Source organism: Pseudomonas sp. G3-19 (assembly GCF_054855875.1).
The window spans coordinates 3,670,328-3,685,135 of the sequence record NZ_JBMPIQ010000003.1 but is presented as its reverse complement, the minus strand read 5'-3'; the positions used below and the strand labels follow the sequence as shown (position 1 = coordinate 3,685,135).

At 60.0% G+C, this 14,808-nt stretch carries 12 protein-coding genes; 9 read left to right on the top strand and 3 right to left on the bottom strand.

Going from position 1 to position 14,808, the window contains the following annotated elements:
* The first annotated feature begins 13 nt into the window (after positions 1-13).
* The 3 genes from ACOYXI_RS16975 to ACOYXI_RS16965 all read left to right on the top strand — a co-directional run bounded on the left by ACOYXI_RS16975 (position 14) and on the right by ACOYXI_RS16965 (position 2,730).
* Positions 14-1,258 carry a metallophosphoesterase family protein gene (locus ACOYXI_RS16975; RefSeq protein WP_461675079.1) on the top strand — a complete coding sequence of 415 codons (1,245 nt, stop codon included), beginning with the start codon at positions 14-16 and terminating at the stop codon, positions 1,256-1,258.
* 529 nt (positions 1,259-1,787) lie between these two features.
* Positions 1,788-2,414, top strand: coding sequence for a hypothetical protein (locus ACOYXI_RS16970; protein ID WP_064589562.1), 627 nt, complete (start codon positions 1,788-1,790; stop codon positions 2,412-2,414).
* A 28-nt stretch (positions 2,415-2,442) separates the two neighbouring features.
* On the top strand, positions 2,443-2,730 hold the full coding sequence (locus ACOYXI_RS16965; protein WP_064589561.1) for a hypothetical protein: 288 nt from the start codon (positions 2,443-2,445) through the stop codon (positions 2,728-2,730).
* Positions 2,731-2,800: 70 nt separating this feature from the next.
* On the opposite strand, the gene gbcA is transcribed toward ACOYXI_RS16965, so the two are convergent.
* Positions 2,801-4,096, bottom strand: a complete 1,296-nt coding sequence (gbcA, locus tag ACOYXI_RS16960; RefSeq protein WP_115986006.1) for a glycine-betaine demethylase subunit GbcA — start codon at positions 4,094-4,096, stop codon at positions 2,801-2,803.
* Between the two features lie 281 nt (positions 4,097-4,377).
* On the opposite strand from gbcA, the gene gbcB reads away from it, so the two are divergent.
* Complete coding sequence (gene gbcB / locus ACOYXI_RS16955) at positions 4,378-5,478, top strand: glycine-betaine demethylase subunit GbcB (RefSeq protein ID WP_123532446.1); 1,101 nt, start codon at positions 4,378-4,380, stop codon at positions 5,476-5,478.
* Positions 5,479-5,688: 210 nt separating this feature from the next.
* Here the strand turns inward: gbcB and ACOYXI_RS16950 are convergent, their stop codons facing one another.
* Together ACOYXI_RS16950 and ACOYXI_RS16945 are read right to left on the bottom strand one after the other, a co-directional pair.
* Positions 5,689-6,513 (bottom strand): SDR family oxidoreductase, encoded by an 825-nt coding sequence (locus ACOYXI_RS16950; RefSeq protein WP_461675078.1) that lies wholly within the window; start codon positions 6,511-6,513, stop codon positions 5,689-5,691.
* 244 nt (positions 6,514-6,757) lie between these two features.
* Positions 6,758-7,798: a threonine aldolase family protein gene (locus ACOYXI_RS16945; protein WP_016772826.1), complete on the bottom strand. Its 1,041-nt coding sequence runs from the start codon at positions 7,796-7,798 to the stop codon at positions 6,758-6,760.
* A 126-nt stretch (positions 7,799-7,924) separates the two neighbouring features.
* On the opposite strand from ACOYXI_RS16945, the gene ACOYXI_RS16940 reads away from it, so the two are divergent.
* The 5 genes from ACOYXI_RS16940 (at position 7,925) to ACOYXI_RS16920 (ending at position 14,804) form a co-directional block, all read left to right on the top strand.
* On the top strand, positions 7,925-8,635 hold the full coding sequence (locus ACOYXI_RS16940; protein WP_098965975.1) for a TraX family protein: 711 nt from the start codon (positions 7,925-7,927) through the stop codon (positions 8,633-8,635).
* A 286-nt stretch (positions 8,636-8,921) separates the two neighbouring features.
* On the top strand, positions 8,922-10,175 hold the full coding sequence (gene glyA / locus ACOYXI_RS16935; protein WP_027610662.1) for a serine hydroxymethyltransferase: 1,254 nt from the start codon (positions 8,922-8,924) through the stop codon (positions 10,173-10,175).
* 20 nt (positions 10,176-10,195) lie between these two features.
* Positions 10,196-11,446: a sarcosine oxidase subunit beta gene (locus tag ACOYXI_RS16930; RefSeq protein ID WP_003206307.1), complete on the top strand. Its 1,251-nt coding sequence runs from the start codon at positions 10,196-10,198 to the stop codon at positions 11,444-11,446.
* Between the two features lie 14 nt (positions 11,447-11,460).
* The gene (locus tag ACOYXI_RS16925; RefSeq protein ID WP_007962600.1) at positions 11,461-11,790 is read left to right on the top strand and encodes a sarcosine oxidase subunit delta; all 330 of its coding nucleotides are present in this window, start codon (positions 11,461-11,463) and stop codon (positions 11,788-11,790) included.
* Positions 11,787-14,804: a sarcosine oxidase subunit alpha gene (locus ACOYXI_RS16920; RefSeq protein WP_027610663.1), complete on the top strand. Its 3,018-nt coding sequence runs from the start codon at positions 11,787-11,789 to the stop codon at positions 14,802-14,804. Before ACOYXI_RS16925 ends, ACOYXI_RS16920 begins: the two co-directional genes overlap by 4 nt.
* Positions 14,805-14,808 lie beyond the last annotated feature (4 nt).

Here is a 14,808-nt window from a genome sequence, read left to right as displayed (position 1 = left end):
AGAGGATTACGCCATGTCAGCGGTCGGTAACCTGAAGCATGAATACGACAAGGTCAAAGTACGCTTGCACGGTTTGCTCACGCGCATCGAAATGGCCTGGATGAAGCTCATCAGTGAACTGGAGCCCGAAGAGTTCCAGGCCATCATCAAGTTGCTTCAGCGCGGTCACGATCAGGCGCAGTACGTGCTGAAAAACGGCGAGTTGCCGGATGACGAGCCGGCGGTGCCGTGGGAGTTGTCCCACGGGTTGTCGATCCTGCGTATCGGCAATGCGACGCCATTGCCGCAGTCCCCCGATCAACTGCAAACCAGAGTGCTCAAGGACGGCACGCTGCTCGGCTGCCGCAAGTGGGAACTGCTGGATCTGCTGTGGAGCGAGGCGCTGCTCAAATGGATCGAAAACCTGCGTCACCACGCGACCTTCGGCACCGACCCGGCGCTGGTGACCATGGATCGCGAAGTGACGTTGGCGATTGCCGGCGACTGGGGCACCGGGCCGTTCAACAGCCATGCGCCGGCGGTGTCGGTGGCCAACCAGATGCAACTGGCCAATGCCGACTTCACCATTCACCTGGGGGATGTCTATTACGCGGGCACCCACTCCCAGGAGGACACCGACATGTCGGGCTGGCCGATGGGCACCCACGGCTCGTTCACCCTCAATTCCAACCACGAGATGTACAGCGGCGCCCACGGTTACTTCAAGGAACTGGCCGCGCGTTTTCCGGGGCAGCAGGGCACCAGCTACTTTGCCTTGATCAATGACGACTGGCTGATTGTCGGGCTGGACACGGCCTATGCCTCGGACGTGATGAACCTGTACATGGACGGCACGCTGAACGAACCGCAAATCGCCTGGATGAAGGGCTTGCCCAAACGCAAGAAGCTCATGGTGCTCAGTCATCATCAGGGTTTTGATATCACCGGACACAACAAGACCGCGCTGTATCAACCGGTGTGCGATGCACTGGGGCGCGAGCCGGATTACTGGTATTGGGGGCATCTGCACAATGGCATTGTCTACGCCACCCAGGGCGGACTGCATGCGCGCTGTGCCGGGCACGGAGCGATTCCCTATGGCACCACCAGCGAGCTGAACGGGCATCCACGGATACTGTTTTCCGAGACCCAGGATGCGAAGGATCCGGACTATCCGCTGCGGGTGTTGAACGGGTACGCGAAAATCAGGTTGGTGGGGGAGGAGATTTTCGAGGAGTTTATTGGCGAGGATGGCAGTGTGAGGTGGTCATCCACATGACCGGGCGCCTGCGGTATCTGTACCGCAGGCCTTTTCATGCATTGAAAACATAAAGACCTTAACTCCTCTTGTGCTGGCTAGTTAAAGGGTTTGGTTGTCGGTATATGCCGAATCAAAATAGAAACAGTTTCCGATAGTTCTATTGGCAAGTTTGACAGGTATGGTGGCTGCGACTTTACTTGGCTGCACGTGAGGAATTGAACAAAATTGTTCAGCAATAAATTCCGCCGGGTTCAATGCAGGAGTTTTTTTGTAATGGAGTACTTTTAGTCAATTTATTGGCTTTTTATCAAGAAACCCTACTTTGTGATTAATCCATTTCGGGATGGCGCTGCGAAAGCTGTTTAATTCGCGCGTATTTCATGTGGGATGCTGTTTGATAATTGCCGGAATTAAAAAGACAACGAGCAGTTGCATGGGCGGAGTATGAGTTTTTTGACGAGTGCTGTCTGCCGGTTTTATCAGCAGCATTTGTCTGCCGGGGCACAACACAAAGTGCGATAAATACAACACTACAAGGAGTTCCAAAATGTCTGAAGCAGCCAAGTCAAAAGTCAAGTCGGTCGCCGAAGCGGCCGTTCCTCCGTCGAAAGAGGCTTATGTCGAACTGCTGAACGAAATGCGCGTTCATGCCAAGAAACGCTCGTCGGGTGCGGCACGAGGCGTACTGATGGCTTCGCCACGCCTGCAACAGATTCACCTGCGCAGCCTTTATCTGAGTAATGGCGCCAATGATCCAGGTGTGAAAAGGCTGGAAAAAGAAGCCAGGGAAGCAGGAGAAGGACAGTCGAATCAATCGGAAAAAGGGCTGGTGAAAGCCACCGAAGCGTTCCAGAATTCCGGGTCGACCGATACCAAGTCCTACAAGGAAAAACTTGAGGAGCTGCGTAAACGTGACCAGAAGGCTGCCGAAGAGCGAATCGACAAAATCTACGACGCGGCCATCAATGAAGTTGACAAATTTCCGGCCAGTGCCGATGCGGTTATTGGTTTTATGGAAAACTTTGGCAATCTCTTTAATGGCGTACTCAACAAGATCGGTGACTTCTTTATCGAGATTGGCCAGAAGATCCTCAGTTGGCTGAAGAATGTCTGGGAGAAAATTACCAATACTTTCAATTCGGTCGTCAGTTGGATTGGAGGCTGGTTCTCCTGAAGCCATTTTATGGTCTGTGAGGTGTTTAATGATCAAACCATTTAAACCCATCGGGCCACCGCCGTTTATCGATCCTATTGAAGGCGAGTGGTGTCGCGCAATCAATCTTGAAGAAAATCGGGCGCTTGATGCAAATAAAGCAAAGCTCGATGCTCTTCGACTTCGCGACAAGAAACGAACCGAAGAAAAGATCGATGGTTTGTACGATGCGCTGCAAAGAAAAATCGACCCGGACTATAAACGTCCGCCGAGTGCCGCTGATGTGAACAATATCTTCGAGGCGGCGCAGAGCATCATCAGATCCTGGAACTGGTAACGGTGCCACGGCTGCAATAAAAAAAACCGCGAGCGTGCTCGCGGTTTTTTATTGTCGGCACTGGCGATTTTCAACCCTGAACCGGCACGCCCTTGAGGTACGGCGCAGGTTCCGCACCAAGGTTGCTCAGCATCCGCTCGCTGTACCAGTCCACGAAGTTGACCACACCAAATTCATAGGTCTTCGAGTACGGCCCTGGCTGATAAGCCGTGGAGTTGATCCCGCGCTGGTTTTCTTCGGCCAGACGCCGGTCCTGGTCGTTGGTCGCGTCCCACACCTGGCGCATGCGCTCGACGTCGTAATCCACGCCTTCGACCGCATCCTTGTGCACCAGCCATTTGGTGGTGACCATGGTTTCCTGGGCGCTGATCGGCCATACGGTGAAGACGATGATGTGGTCGCCCATGCAGTGGTTCCACGAGTGCGGCAGGTGCAGGATGCGCATCGAACCGAGATCCGGGTTCTTGATCCGGCCCATCAGTTTGGCGCAGCCCTGTTTGCCGTCCAGGGTCATAGATACGGTGCCCTTGAGCAGCGGCATGCGCACGATGCGGTTGCGCAGGCCGAAACTGGCGTGTGCATAAGGAATTTTCTCGGCTTCCCACGCCGCGGCGGAGGCGGCGACGTGATCCTTGAACGCCTGATCGGCACGCGGGTCGGTGACGTCGTCCCATTCCAGCAGGGTTTTCAGCAGTTCCGGGTGCGACGCGTTGCAGTGGTAGCACTCGCGGTTGTTTTCCAGCACCAGTTTCCAATTGGCCTTTTCCATCAAGGTGGTGGTGATCGCCACCTTGGTGTTCTCCATGTCGTACGGTTCCATGTAGTGGTTCAGCGTCGACAGGAAGTCATCGATGGCCGGCGGATTCTCCGCCAGGCTGATGAAAATGTAGCCGCCGGCAGTCTTCACGTTCACCGGTTTGAGGCCGTACTGCTTCATGTCGAAGTCGGCGCCCATCTCGGTGCCGGCGAACAGCAGGCGCCCGTCCAGTTCGTAGGTCCACTGGTGGTAGTGGCAGACCAGTTTGGCAACCTTGCCCTTTTCGCTGGTGCACAGGCGCGAGCCACGGTGGCGGCAGACGTTGTGGAACGCATGCACCACGCCGTCGGCGCCACGAATGACGATGATCGGGTTCTTGCCGACCTGCAGAGTCAGGTAGTTGCCCTTGGCCGGGATCTCGCAGGTCATGCCGGCGATCAACCACTCTTTCTGGAAGATCTCCTGCATGTCGATATCGAACAGGCGCTCGTCACTGTAGAACGGCTGCGGCAGCGAGAAAGTGCGCTCGCGCTCCTGCAGCATCTGTGCGGTGGCCTTGCGTGCGGGTTCCAGCGGATCGCCCAGGCTGATTTTTGCGGTGACGTCCATCGATGTATTCCTCAAGGCCATCTGCGTGGCCGCGAAAGTGGCTGATCAGGGTTGCTACGCAAGGTGTAAAGAATTCGTCTTGGTGTGGGGCGAGTGTGGGGCCGGCGCTGGCCGGAACCTTATCCATGGGCGACATGGTGCAATCTGTTCCCGACGCGCAACCCCCGGCGGTTGGGGGCTGGTCGCGATAAGTATGCCGATGTCGCGGATAGGTAAACGGACGGTTCACGCTATACGCAGAATCGCCACATGAAGGCCGACAGTCGGCCGTGGAGAACAGCATGTCCAACAGCTTCCTGAATCCGGTCACCACCCAGACCTGGGCCAATGGCCGACACATCGTCCGTTGCGTCAAAGTCATCCAGGAAACCTGGGACGTGCGCACCTTCTGTTTCATGGCCGACCAGCCGATCCTGTTCTTCTTCAAGCCCGGGCAGTTCGTGACCCTGGAGCTGGAAATCGACGGCCAGCCGATCATGCGCTCGTACACCATTTCCAGTTCGCCGTCGGTGCCGTACAGCTTCTCGGTGACCATCAAGCGTGTGCCGGGCGGCAAGGTCTCCAACTGGCTGCATGACACCCTGCATGAAGGCCAGGAGCTGGCGGTGCACGGCCCGGTCGGGCTGTTCAACGCCATCGACTTTCCGAGTCCGAAAGTGCTGTATCTCAGCGGTGGCGTGGGGATCACCCCGTGCATGTCGATGGCGCGCTGGTTCTACGACACCAACGCCAACGTCGACATGACCTTTATCCACAGCGCGCGCTCGCCGAAAGACATCATTTACCACCGCGAGCTGGAACACATGGCGTCGCGAATCGACAACTTCAGCCTGCACCTGATCTGCGAGAAACACGGGCTGGGCGAGCCGTGGGCCGGTTATCGCGGCTACCTCAATCACAAGATGCTCGAACTGATGGTGCCGGACTTCCTTGAGCGCGAAGTGTTCTGCTGCGGCCCGACGCCGTACATGAACGCGGTCAAGCGCCTGCTGGAAGTGGCCGGTTACGACATGTCGCGTTATCACGAGGAATCCTTCGGTGCCACGCCACCGGAAGCTCGTGCCGATGCGGTGGAGCAAGCCGAGCAGGCAGCCGATGCGCCGGAAATCGATGCAGCGGATCTGCATCAGGTCGAATTCACCGCGTCCGGCAAAAGCATTCGCGTGGCCCCGGGCGAAACCGTGCACGCGGCGGCGGCCAAGCTTGGCCTGATGATCCCGAAAGCTTGCGGTATGGGGATCTGCGGCACGTGCAAGGTGCTCAAGCTCGGCGGTGAAGTGGAGATGGAGCACAACGGCGGGATTACCGAGGACGACGAGGCGGAAGGTTTTATCTTGTCGTGCTGCAGCGTGCCGAAGGGCGACGTCAGAATCGAATTCTGAGCTGGGGCGAATTTTGCGTACGGCTTGCCCCTCACCCCAGCCCTCTCCCAGAGGGAGAGGGGGCCGACCGAGGTGTCTGGCGCTATACATCGACCCTGAAAGACCTTATCGATTATGGATTCGGTAAAGCAGATTCAGGTCGGGGTAATTCTCAAATATCCCCCAATCAGTCCCCTCTCCCTCCGGGAGAGGGTTAGGGTGAGGGGCTTTTCAGTCGATAAACAAATCCGTCATCAACGCCGCATCGCTCCCCGGTTCGAACCGGTAATGCTTGAACTCAGTCACGCCGTGCTCACGCAAAATTTCTTCGTCGATAAGTAGCCGTCCAGTGATCTGTCGTGCGCTGCTTCCCAGGATCACGTGCGCCGCATCCGCCATGATCGCTGGCGTGCGCGCATGCTTGAACGACTCGCGGTTGCCCAGCTGAAATTCGATGGCGGCGGTGGCAATCATCGTCTGTGGCCACAGTGAATTGACGCTGATGCCGTAACTGGCGAATTCCTCGCTCATGCCCACGGTCAACATGCTCATGCCGTACTTGGTCACCGTATACGGGCTGAACTGGGCAAACCACTTGTTCGCCATGTTCAGCGGTGGCGACAAGTTGAGAATGTGTCCGGCGGATTTCTTCAGATAGGGCAGGGCGGCCTGGCTGCACAGCAGTACCGCGCGGGTGTTGATCTGGTGCATCAGGTCGAAACGCTTGAGTTCGATGTGCTGCACGCCAGTCAACTTGATCGCCCCGGCGTTATTGACCAGCGCATCGATGCCGCCGAAATGCTCGTTGGCCTGGGCCAGCGCATTGCGCACCGCGTCTTCATCACGCACATTGACTTGCAGGGCCAATGCCTTGCCGCCAGCGGCTTCGACTTCCTTGGCTACGCTGTGGATGGTGCCAGGCAGTTTGGGGTGGGCTTCGGCGCTTTTGGCCGCAATCACGATATTGGCCCCGTCCTTCGCGGCCCGCAGAGCAATCTCACGCCCGATGCCACGGCTGGCGCCGGTGATGAACAGGGTTTTGCCTTGTAGCGACATGCCGATGCTCCTGCTTATTGTTATGTGAGCGGAGGGCTCGACAGACAATGTAGACCAAGAGGCAAACACGTAAGGTGGGGTGTAACTTTGTGGCGAGGGGATTTATCCCCGATGGCCTGCGCAGCAGGCCCAAAGTCTGAATCAGTCTCTGTCAGACAGAAACTCAATGGCAGGTTTTGGGGCTGCTGCGCAGCCTATCGGGGATAAATCCCCTCACCACAGGGGATCTTATCGGCTCAAGGAATCAGGCGGACATGACTTCGCGAATGTCGCGGGCCAGTTCGCGTACGCGTTCTTCTTCGGTGTCCCACGAGCACATGAAGCGTGCGCCGCCCTTGCCGATGAAGGTGTAGAAGCGCCAGTTTTTCGCGGTCAGCGCGGCGATGGCCGGTTCCGAGAGTTGCAGGAATACGCCGTTGGCCTGCACCGGGAACATCAGTTCCACGCCCGGAATGTCGCTGACCAGCTCGGCCAGCAGTTGCGCGCAGTGGTTGGCGTGGCGGGCGTATTTGAGCCAGGCGTCGTTTTCGAGGATGCCGACCCACGGTGCCGAGAGGAAGCGCATTTTCGACGCCAGTTGCCCGGCCTGCTTGCAGCGGTAATCGAAGTCTTCGGCCAGTTTGTGGTTGAAGAACAGAATCGCTTCACCCACGGCCATGCCGTTTTTCGTACCGCCGAAGCACAGCACATCGACGCCGGCCTTCCAGGTCAGGTCGGCCGGCGAGCAGCCGAGGAATGCGCAGGCGTTGGAGAAACGCGCGCCGTCCATGTGCAGGTGCAGGCCCAGCTCTTTGCAGGTGGCGCTGATGGCGCGGACTTCTTCCGGGGTGTAGACGCTGCCGACTTCAGTGGCCTGGGTCAGGGTCACGACGCGCGGTTTGGGGTAGTGGATGTCCTGGCGCTTGAGCGCGACTTCGCGGATCGACTGCGGGGTGATCTTGCCGTTTTCGGTGCCAGCGATCAGCAGTTTCGAGCCGTTGGAGAAGAATTCCGGCGCGCCGCATTCGTCGGTTTCGACGTGGGCGGTTTCCGAGCAGATCACGCTGTGGTAACTCTGGCACAGTGACGACAGCGCCAGCGAGTTGGCGGCGGTGCCGTTGAAGGCGAAAAACACTTCGCAGTCGGTTTCGAACAGCTTGCGGAAATGGTCGGCCGCACGTGCGGTCCATTCATCGTCGCCATAAGCGCGCTGGTGGCCGTGGTTGGCCTGTTCCATGGCGGCCCAGGCTTCAGGGCAGATACCGGAGTAGTTGTCGCTGGCGAATTGTTGGCTCTTGTCGGTCATGGCCGGCTTCCGTGGTCGAGACTCTTGTGAAGGCTCGTGGTCAATGAGGGTGCGCACTTTACCGAAGATCTTCCGGGGAGCACACGGGATGTCGCTGTCAGAAAATTACCAGTTTGTTACCCGATTATGCACGTGACTAAACGCGACGGCGCGCTGGATCTGCTCAAGTGGCTGGCGCTGCTGAGCATGCTGCTCGATCACCTGCGATATGTCGGGATCAGCGCCGATTGGCTGTATGTGCCGGGACGTCTGGCGTTCCCGTGGTTCTGCCTGGCGATGGCGGCGAATCTTGCCAGGGCCGGTGCGCAGAAGACCGAGTGGCGCTATCTGGGCTGGCTGCTGCTGTTCAGTGCGGTCAGCGAAATTCCCTACCGCTTGTACATTCCTGATCCCGACACCTTGAACGTGATGCCCACCCTAGCGCTGGGGTTGCTGGTGGCGCGGGGCTGGCAGGACCGGACGCTGCTGTCACGACTGTTGGGCGTCGGTGCCTTGCTGCTGGCGGCGCTGTTGTCGCAATGGCTGATGTTCGGCGTGTTTGGCGTGTTGCTGCCGCTGGCGCTGCTGTGGGTGATCCGTCGCCCCGGGTATTTCGGCCTGCTGCCGGGGCTGGTGTGTCTGGCGGGGAATCAGTGGCGGGTGCTGTATGAGGCTGCCGTATTCGGTAACGTCGTCGCGGTAATCGGCATCGCGGCGTGTCTGGGTGCGCCATTGCTCGGCATGTTCCTGTTGCGACACTTCGGGTCTACCCATCCCCTGCCCATGCGCCGCTGGGCGTACGCACTCTACCCCCTGCATTTCCTCCTGTTGCTCGCCATCCGCACGGCATACACCTGACCCCTGTGGGAGCGGGCTTGCTCGCGAAAGCGGTGTGTCAGGCGGTATTGATGTCGACTGACACGACCTCTTCGCGAGCAAGCCCGCTCCCACAGGGGATCTCCGCAGTTTTGGATGATGTGTCCGACCAACCATTTCAGGCCATGTCGTAAACGCACCTTTGCGTGGCGTCCGCAGGCATTTGAGCTGTCTGCGCCGGTCATACCATCGGCATCAAAGGGCACTGCCTTCATTGCCAGTGCCTTACCGAGACGAATGGCGCACAGATGCCGCTGGGAGAGACGCGATGTTCAGCAAGCAAGACCAGATCCAGGGTTACGACGATGCACTGCTGGCGGCGATGAATGCCGAGGAGCAACGTCAGGAAGATCACATTGAGCTGATCGCGTCGGAGAACTACACCAGCAAACGCGTCATGCAAGCGCAGGGCAGCGGCCTGACCAACAAATACGCCGAAGGTTATCCGGGCAAGCGCTACTACGGCGGCTGCGAGCATGTGGATAAAGTCGAAGCGCTGGCCATCGAACGCGCCAAGCAGCTGTTCGGCGCCGATTACGCCAACGTCCAGCCGCACTCCGGCTCCTCCGCCAACAGCGCCGTGTACCTGGCGCTGATCCAGCCGGGCGACACCATTCTCGGCATGAGCCTGGCCCACGGCGGTCACCTGACCCACGGCGCCAAAGTGTCGTCCTCGGGCAAGCTGTACAACGCGGTGCAGTACGGCATCAACACCGATACCGGGCTGATCGATTACGACGAAGTCGAGCGTCTGGCCGTCGAGTGCAAGCCGAAGATGATCGTTGCCGGGTTCTCCGCCTACTCCAAGACCCTGGACTTCCCGCGCTTCCGTCAGATCGCCGACAAGGTCGGTGCGCTGCTGTTCGTCGACATGGCCCACGTTGCCGGTCTGGTCGCTGCTGGCCTGTACCCGAACCCGCTGCCGTACGCCGACGTGGTCACCACCACCACCCACAAAACCCTGCGCGGTCCGCGTGGCGGGCTGATCCTGGCCAAGTCCAACGAAGAGATCGAGAAGAAGCTCAACGCCGCAGTATTCCCCGGGGCCCAGGGCGGCCCGCTGATGCACGTCATCGCCGGTAAAGCCGTGTGTTTCAAGGAAGCGCTGGAGCCCGGCTTCAAGGCCTATCAGCAGCAAGTGATCGACAACGCCAAGGCGATGGCCAGCGTGTTTATCAAACGTGGCTACGATGTAGTGTCCGGCGGCACCGACAACCACCTGTTCCTGGTCAGCCTGATCCGTCAGGGCCTGACCGGCAAAGATGCTGACGCTGCCCTCGGCCGTGCGCACATCACCGTCAACAAGAACGCCGTGCCGAACGACCCGCAGTCGCCATTCGTGACCTCGGGCCTGCGTATCGGCACCCCGGCCGTCACCACCCGCGGCTTCAAGGTCGCCCAGTGCGAAGTGCTGGCCGGCTGGATCTGCGACATCCTCGACAACCTCGGTGACGCCGACGTTGAAGCGAATGTGGCCAAGAACGTCGCGGCACTGTGCGCCGACTACCCGGTTTATCGCTGAGCGGTTTGGAGTAAATGACTATGCAACGCTATTCGGGCTTCGGCCTCTTCAAACACTCCCTCAGCCACCACGAGAACTGGCAGCGCATGTGGCGCACGCCGACGCCGAAGAAGGTCTACGACGTGGTCATCGTCGGCGGCGGCGGGCACGGTCTGGCGACCGCCTACTACCTGGCGAAAGAGCACGGCATCACCAACGTCGCCGTGGTCGAGAAGGGCTGGCTGGGCGGCGGTAACACCGCGCGCAACACCACCATCGTTCGCTCGAACTACCTGTGGGACGAGTCGGCGCACCTGTACGAACACGCGATGAAACTGTGGGAAGGTCTGTCGCAGGATCTGAACTACAACGTGATGTTCTCCCAGCGCGGTGTCTACAACCTTTGCCACACCCTGCAGGACATCCGTGATTCCGAGCGTCGGGTCAGTGCCAACCGCCTCAACGGCGTCGATGGCGAACTGCTCAATGCCAAGCAAGTGGCCGACGAGATTCCGTACCTCGACTGCTCGAAAAACACCCGCTACCCGGTGATGGGCGCGACCGTTCAGCGTCGTGGTGGCGTCGCTCGTCACGACGCCGTGGCCTGGGGCTTTGCCCGTGCCGCCGACGCCTTGGGCGTGGATCTGATCCAGCAGACCGAAGTGATCGGTTTCCGCAAGGAAAACGGCGTGTGCATCGGCGTTGAAACCAACAAGGGTTTCATCGGCGCCAAGCGTGTCGGTGTGGTCACCGCCGGTAACTCCGGGCACATGGCCAAGCTCGCCGGTTTCCGTCTGCCGATCGAATCCCACCCGCTGCAAGCGCTGGTGTCCGAGCCGATCAAACCGATTATCGACAGCGTGATCATGTCCAACGCCGTGCACGGTTACATCAGCCAGTCCGACAAGGGCGACCTGGTGATCGGCGCCGGTATCGACGGCTACAACGGCTATGGTCAGCGCGGTTCGTACCCGGTGATCGAGCACACCATCCAGGCCATCGTCGAGATGTTCCCGGTGCTGTCGCGGGTGCGCATGAACCGTCAGTGGGGCGGCATCGTCGACACCACCCCGGACGCCTGCCCGATCATTTCGAAAACCCCGGTGCCGAACATGTTCTTCAACTGCGGTTGGGGCACCGGTGGCTTCAAGGCCACACCTGGCTCGGGCAACGTGTTTGCCGCCAGCCTGGCTAAGGGTGAAATGCACCCATTGGCTGCACCGTTTTCCATCGACCGTTTCCACAACGGCGCACTCATCGACGAACACGGCGCTGCTGCCGTCGCCCACTAACAGGAGAAATCCCCATGTTGCATATCTTCTGTCCTCACTGCGGCGAACTGCGCTCCGAAGAGGAATTCCATGCATCCGGTCAGGCGCACATCCCGCGTCCGCTGGATCCTGCCGCCTGCACCGATGAAGAGTGGGGCGATTACATGTTCTTCCGCGACAACCCGCGTGGTCTGCACCACGAACTGTGGGATCACGTCGCCGGTTGCCGCCAGTACTTCAACGTCACCCGCGACACCGTGACCTACGAGATTCTCGAAACCTACAAGATCGGCACCAAGCCGCAATTCACCGACAAGGCTGATACGGCGAAAACAGCCACGACGGCGCTGGGAGAGAAGGTATGAGCCAGACCAATCGCCTGTCCAACGGTGGACGGATCGACCGCAACAAAGTGCTGAGCTTCACCTTCAACGGTCAGAGCTACAAAGGCTTCGAGGGCGACTCGTTGGCCTCGGCACTGATCGCCAACGGCGTCGACATCATCGGCCGCAGCTTCAAGTATTCGCGTCCACGCGGGATCTTCGCCGCCGGTGCCGAAGAGCCGAACGCCGTGCTGCAGATCGGTGCCACCGAAGCCACGCAGATTCCCAACGTGCGCGCCACGCAACAGGCGCTGTATCAAGGCCTGGTCGCCACCAGCACCAACGGCTGGCCGAGCGTCAACAACGACATGATGGGGATTCTCGGCAAGGTCGGCGGCAAGCTGATGCCGCCGGGTTTCTACTACAAAACCTTCATGTACCCGCAATCGTTCTGGATGACCTACGAGAAGTACATTCGCAAGGCTGCAGGGCTTGGCCGTTCGCCGACCGAAGTCGATCCGGACACCTACGACTACATGAACCAGCACTGCGACGTGCTGATCGTCGGCGCCGGCCCTGCCGGGCTCGCCGCGGCCCTGGCGGCTGCACGCAGCGGTGCGCGGGTGATCCTCGCCGATGAGCAGGAAGAGTTCGGCGGCAGTCTGCTCGATTCCCGCGAAAGCCTCGATGGCAAACCGGCGATCGAGTGGGTGGCCAGCGTTATCGCTGAATTGAAAAACACCCCGGACGTGCTGCTGTTGCCGCGCGCCACGGTCAACGGCTACCACGACCACAACTTCCTGACCATTCACGAACGCCTCACCGATCACCTCGGTGACCGTGCGCCAATCGGTCAGGTGCGTCAGCGCATCCACCGGGTTCGCGCCAAGCGTGTAGTACTGGCGACCGGCGCCCACGAGCGTCCGCTGGTCTACGGCAACAACGACGTGCCGGGCAACATGCTCGCCGGTGCGGTCTCGACTTACGTGCGCCGTTACGGTGTGGCACCGGGCAAGAAGCTGGTGCTGACCACCAACAACGATCACGCCTATCGCGTGGCGCTGGATTGGCTCGACGCCAGCCTGCAAGTGGTGGCCATCGCCGATGCACGGAGCAATCCGCGTGGTGCGCTGGTGGAAGAAGCCCGCGCCAAAGGCATTCGCATCCTCACCGGCAGCGCCGTGATCGAGGCCCGTGGCAGCAAGCGCGTCACCGCTGCCCGCATCGCCGCGATTGACGTCAAAGCGCACACCGTGACCAGCCCGGGCGAATGGCTCGACTGCGACGTGATCGCCAGTTCCGGCGGTTACAGCCCTGTCGTGCACCTGGCTTCGCACCTCGGTGGCAAGCCGATCTGGCGTGAAGACATCCTCGGTTTCGTACCGGGCGAAGCACCGCAGAAGCGTGTGTGCGTCGGCGGCATCAACGGCGTTTACGGCCTCGGAGATTCGCTGGCCGATGGTTTCGAAGGTGGCGCACGCGCTGCCAGTGAAGCCGGTTTTGCGGTGGTCGAAGGCACGCTGCCAAAAGCGCTGAGCCGTCTCGAAGAAGCGACCCTGGCGCTGTTCCAGGTGCCGCACGAGAAGGGCACCTCGCGTGCGCCGAAGCAATTCGTCGACCTGCAGAACGACGTCACCGCCGCCGCCATCGAACTGGCGACCCGCGAAGGTTTCGAGTCGGTCGAACACGTCAAACGCTACACCGCGCTGGGTTTCGGCACCGATCAGGGCAAGCTCGGCAACGTCAACGGCCTGGCCATCGCCGCCCGTTCGCTGAACGTGACCATCCCGCAGATGGGCACCACGATGTTCCGCCCCAACTACACGCCGGTAACGTTCGGCGCGGTAGCCGGTCGTCACTGTGGGCACATTTTCGAACCGGTGCGCTACACCGCACTGCATCAATGGCACCTGAAAAACGGCGCCGAGTTTGAAGACGTCGGCCAGTGGAAACGTCCGTGGTACTTCCCAAAAAACGGTGAAGACATGCACGCCGCGGTGAAGCGCGAATGCAAAGCCGTGCGCGACAGCGTCGGCCTGCTCGACGCCTCGACCCTCGGCAAGATCGATATTCAAGGCCCGGATGCCCGCGAGTTCCTCAACCGCGTTTACACCAACGCCTGGACCAAGCTCGACGTGGGCAAGGCCCGTTACGGCCTGATGTGCAAAGAAGACGGCATGGTCTTCGACGACGGGGTGACGGCGTGTCTGGCCGACAACCATTTCGTCATGACCACCACCACGGGCGGCGCCGCGCGCGTCCTACAATGGCTGGAGCTGTACCACCAGACCGAATGGCCGGAGATGAAGGTGTACTTCACTTCCGTCACCGACCATTGGGCGACCATGACCCTGTCCGGGCCGAACAGCCGCAAGCTGCTCAGCGCCGTGACCGACATCGATCTGAGCAACGAAGCCTTCCCGTTCATGACCTGGAAAGAAGGTCTGGTCGGCGGTGTGCCGGCGCGGGTGTTCCGTATCTCGTTCACCGGTGAGCTGTCGTACGAAGTCAACGTGCAGGCCGACTACGCGATGGGCGTGCTGGAGAAAATCGTCGAGGCTGGCAAGCAGTACAACCTGACGCCGTACGGCACTGAAACCATGCACGTTCTGCGCGCCGAGAAAGGTTTCATCATCGTCGGTCAGGACACCGACGGCTCGATGACTCCGGACGACCTGAACATGGGCTGGTGCGTCGGTCGCACCAAACCGTTCTCGTGGATCGGCCAGCGCGGCATGAACCGTGAAGACTGCGTGAAGGATCAGCGCAAGCAACTGGTGGGCCTGAAGCCGATCGATCCGAACGTCTGGCTGCCGGAAGGCGCGCAACTGGTGTTCAACACCAAGCAGGCGATCCCGATGACCATGGTCGGCCACGTGACCTCCAGCTACGCGCACAACTCCCTCGGCTATTCGTTTGCCATGGGCGTGGTCAAGGGCGGTCTGAAGCGCATGGGCGAGCGGGTGTTCGCGCCGCTGGCCGATGGCAGCGTGATCGAGGCGGAGATTGTGTCTTCGGTGTTCTTCGATCCGAAGGGTGATCGGCAGAATATTTGAGGGT

Bases quoted from the DNA above. Each gene is read 5' to 3' on its own strand.
- gbcA (WP_115986006.1), bottom strand. From the start codon at position 4,096: ATGGACGTCACCGCAAAAATCAGCCTGGGCGATCCGCTGGAACCCGCA.
- ACOYXI_RS16925 (WP_007962600.1), top strand. From the start codon at position 11,461: ATGTTGCATATCTTCTGTCCTCACTGCGGCGAACTGCGCTCCGAAGAG.
- gbcB (WP_123532446.1), top strand. From the start codon at position 4,378: ATGTCCAACAGCTTCCTGAATCCGGTCACCACCCAGACCTGGGCCAAT.
- ACOYXI_RS16970 (WP_064589562.1), top strand. From the start codon at position 1,788: ATGTCTGAAGCAGCCAAGTCAAAAGTCAAGTCGGTCGCCGAAGCGGCC.
- ACOYXI_RS16940 (WP_098965975.1), top strand. From the start codon at position 7,925: ATGCACGTGACTAAACGCGACGGCGCGCTGGATCTGCTCAAGTGGCTG.
- ACOYXI_RS16945 (WP_016772826.1), bottom strand. From the start codon at position 7,798: ATGACCGACAAGAGCCAACAATTCGCCAGCGACAACTACTCCGGTATC.
- ACOYXI_RS16920 (WP_027610663.1), top strand. From the start codon at position 11,787: ATGAGCCAGACCAATCGCCTGTCCAACGGTGGACGGATCGACCGCAAC.
- ACOYXI_RS16930 (WP_003206307.1), top strand. From the start codon at position 10,196: ATGCAACGCTATTCGGGCTTCGGCCTCTTCAAACACTCCCTCAGCCAC.
- ACOYXI_RS16950 (WP_461675078.1), bottom strand. From the start codon at position 6,513: ATGTCGCTACAAGGCAAAACCCTGTTCATCACCGGCGCCAGCCGTGGC.
- glyA (WP_027610662.1), top strand. From the start codon at position 8,922: ATGTTCAGCAAGCAAGACCAGATCCAGGGTTACGACGATGCACTGCTG.
- ACOYXI_RS16975 (WP_461675079.1), top strand. From the start codon at position 14: ATGTCAGCGGTCGGTAACCTGAAGCATGAATACGACAAGGTCAAAGTA.
- ACOYXI_RS16965 (WP_064589561.1), top strand. From the start codon at position 2,443: ATGATCAAACCATTTAAACCCATCGGGCCACCGCCGTTTATCGATCCT.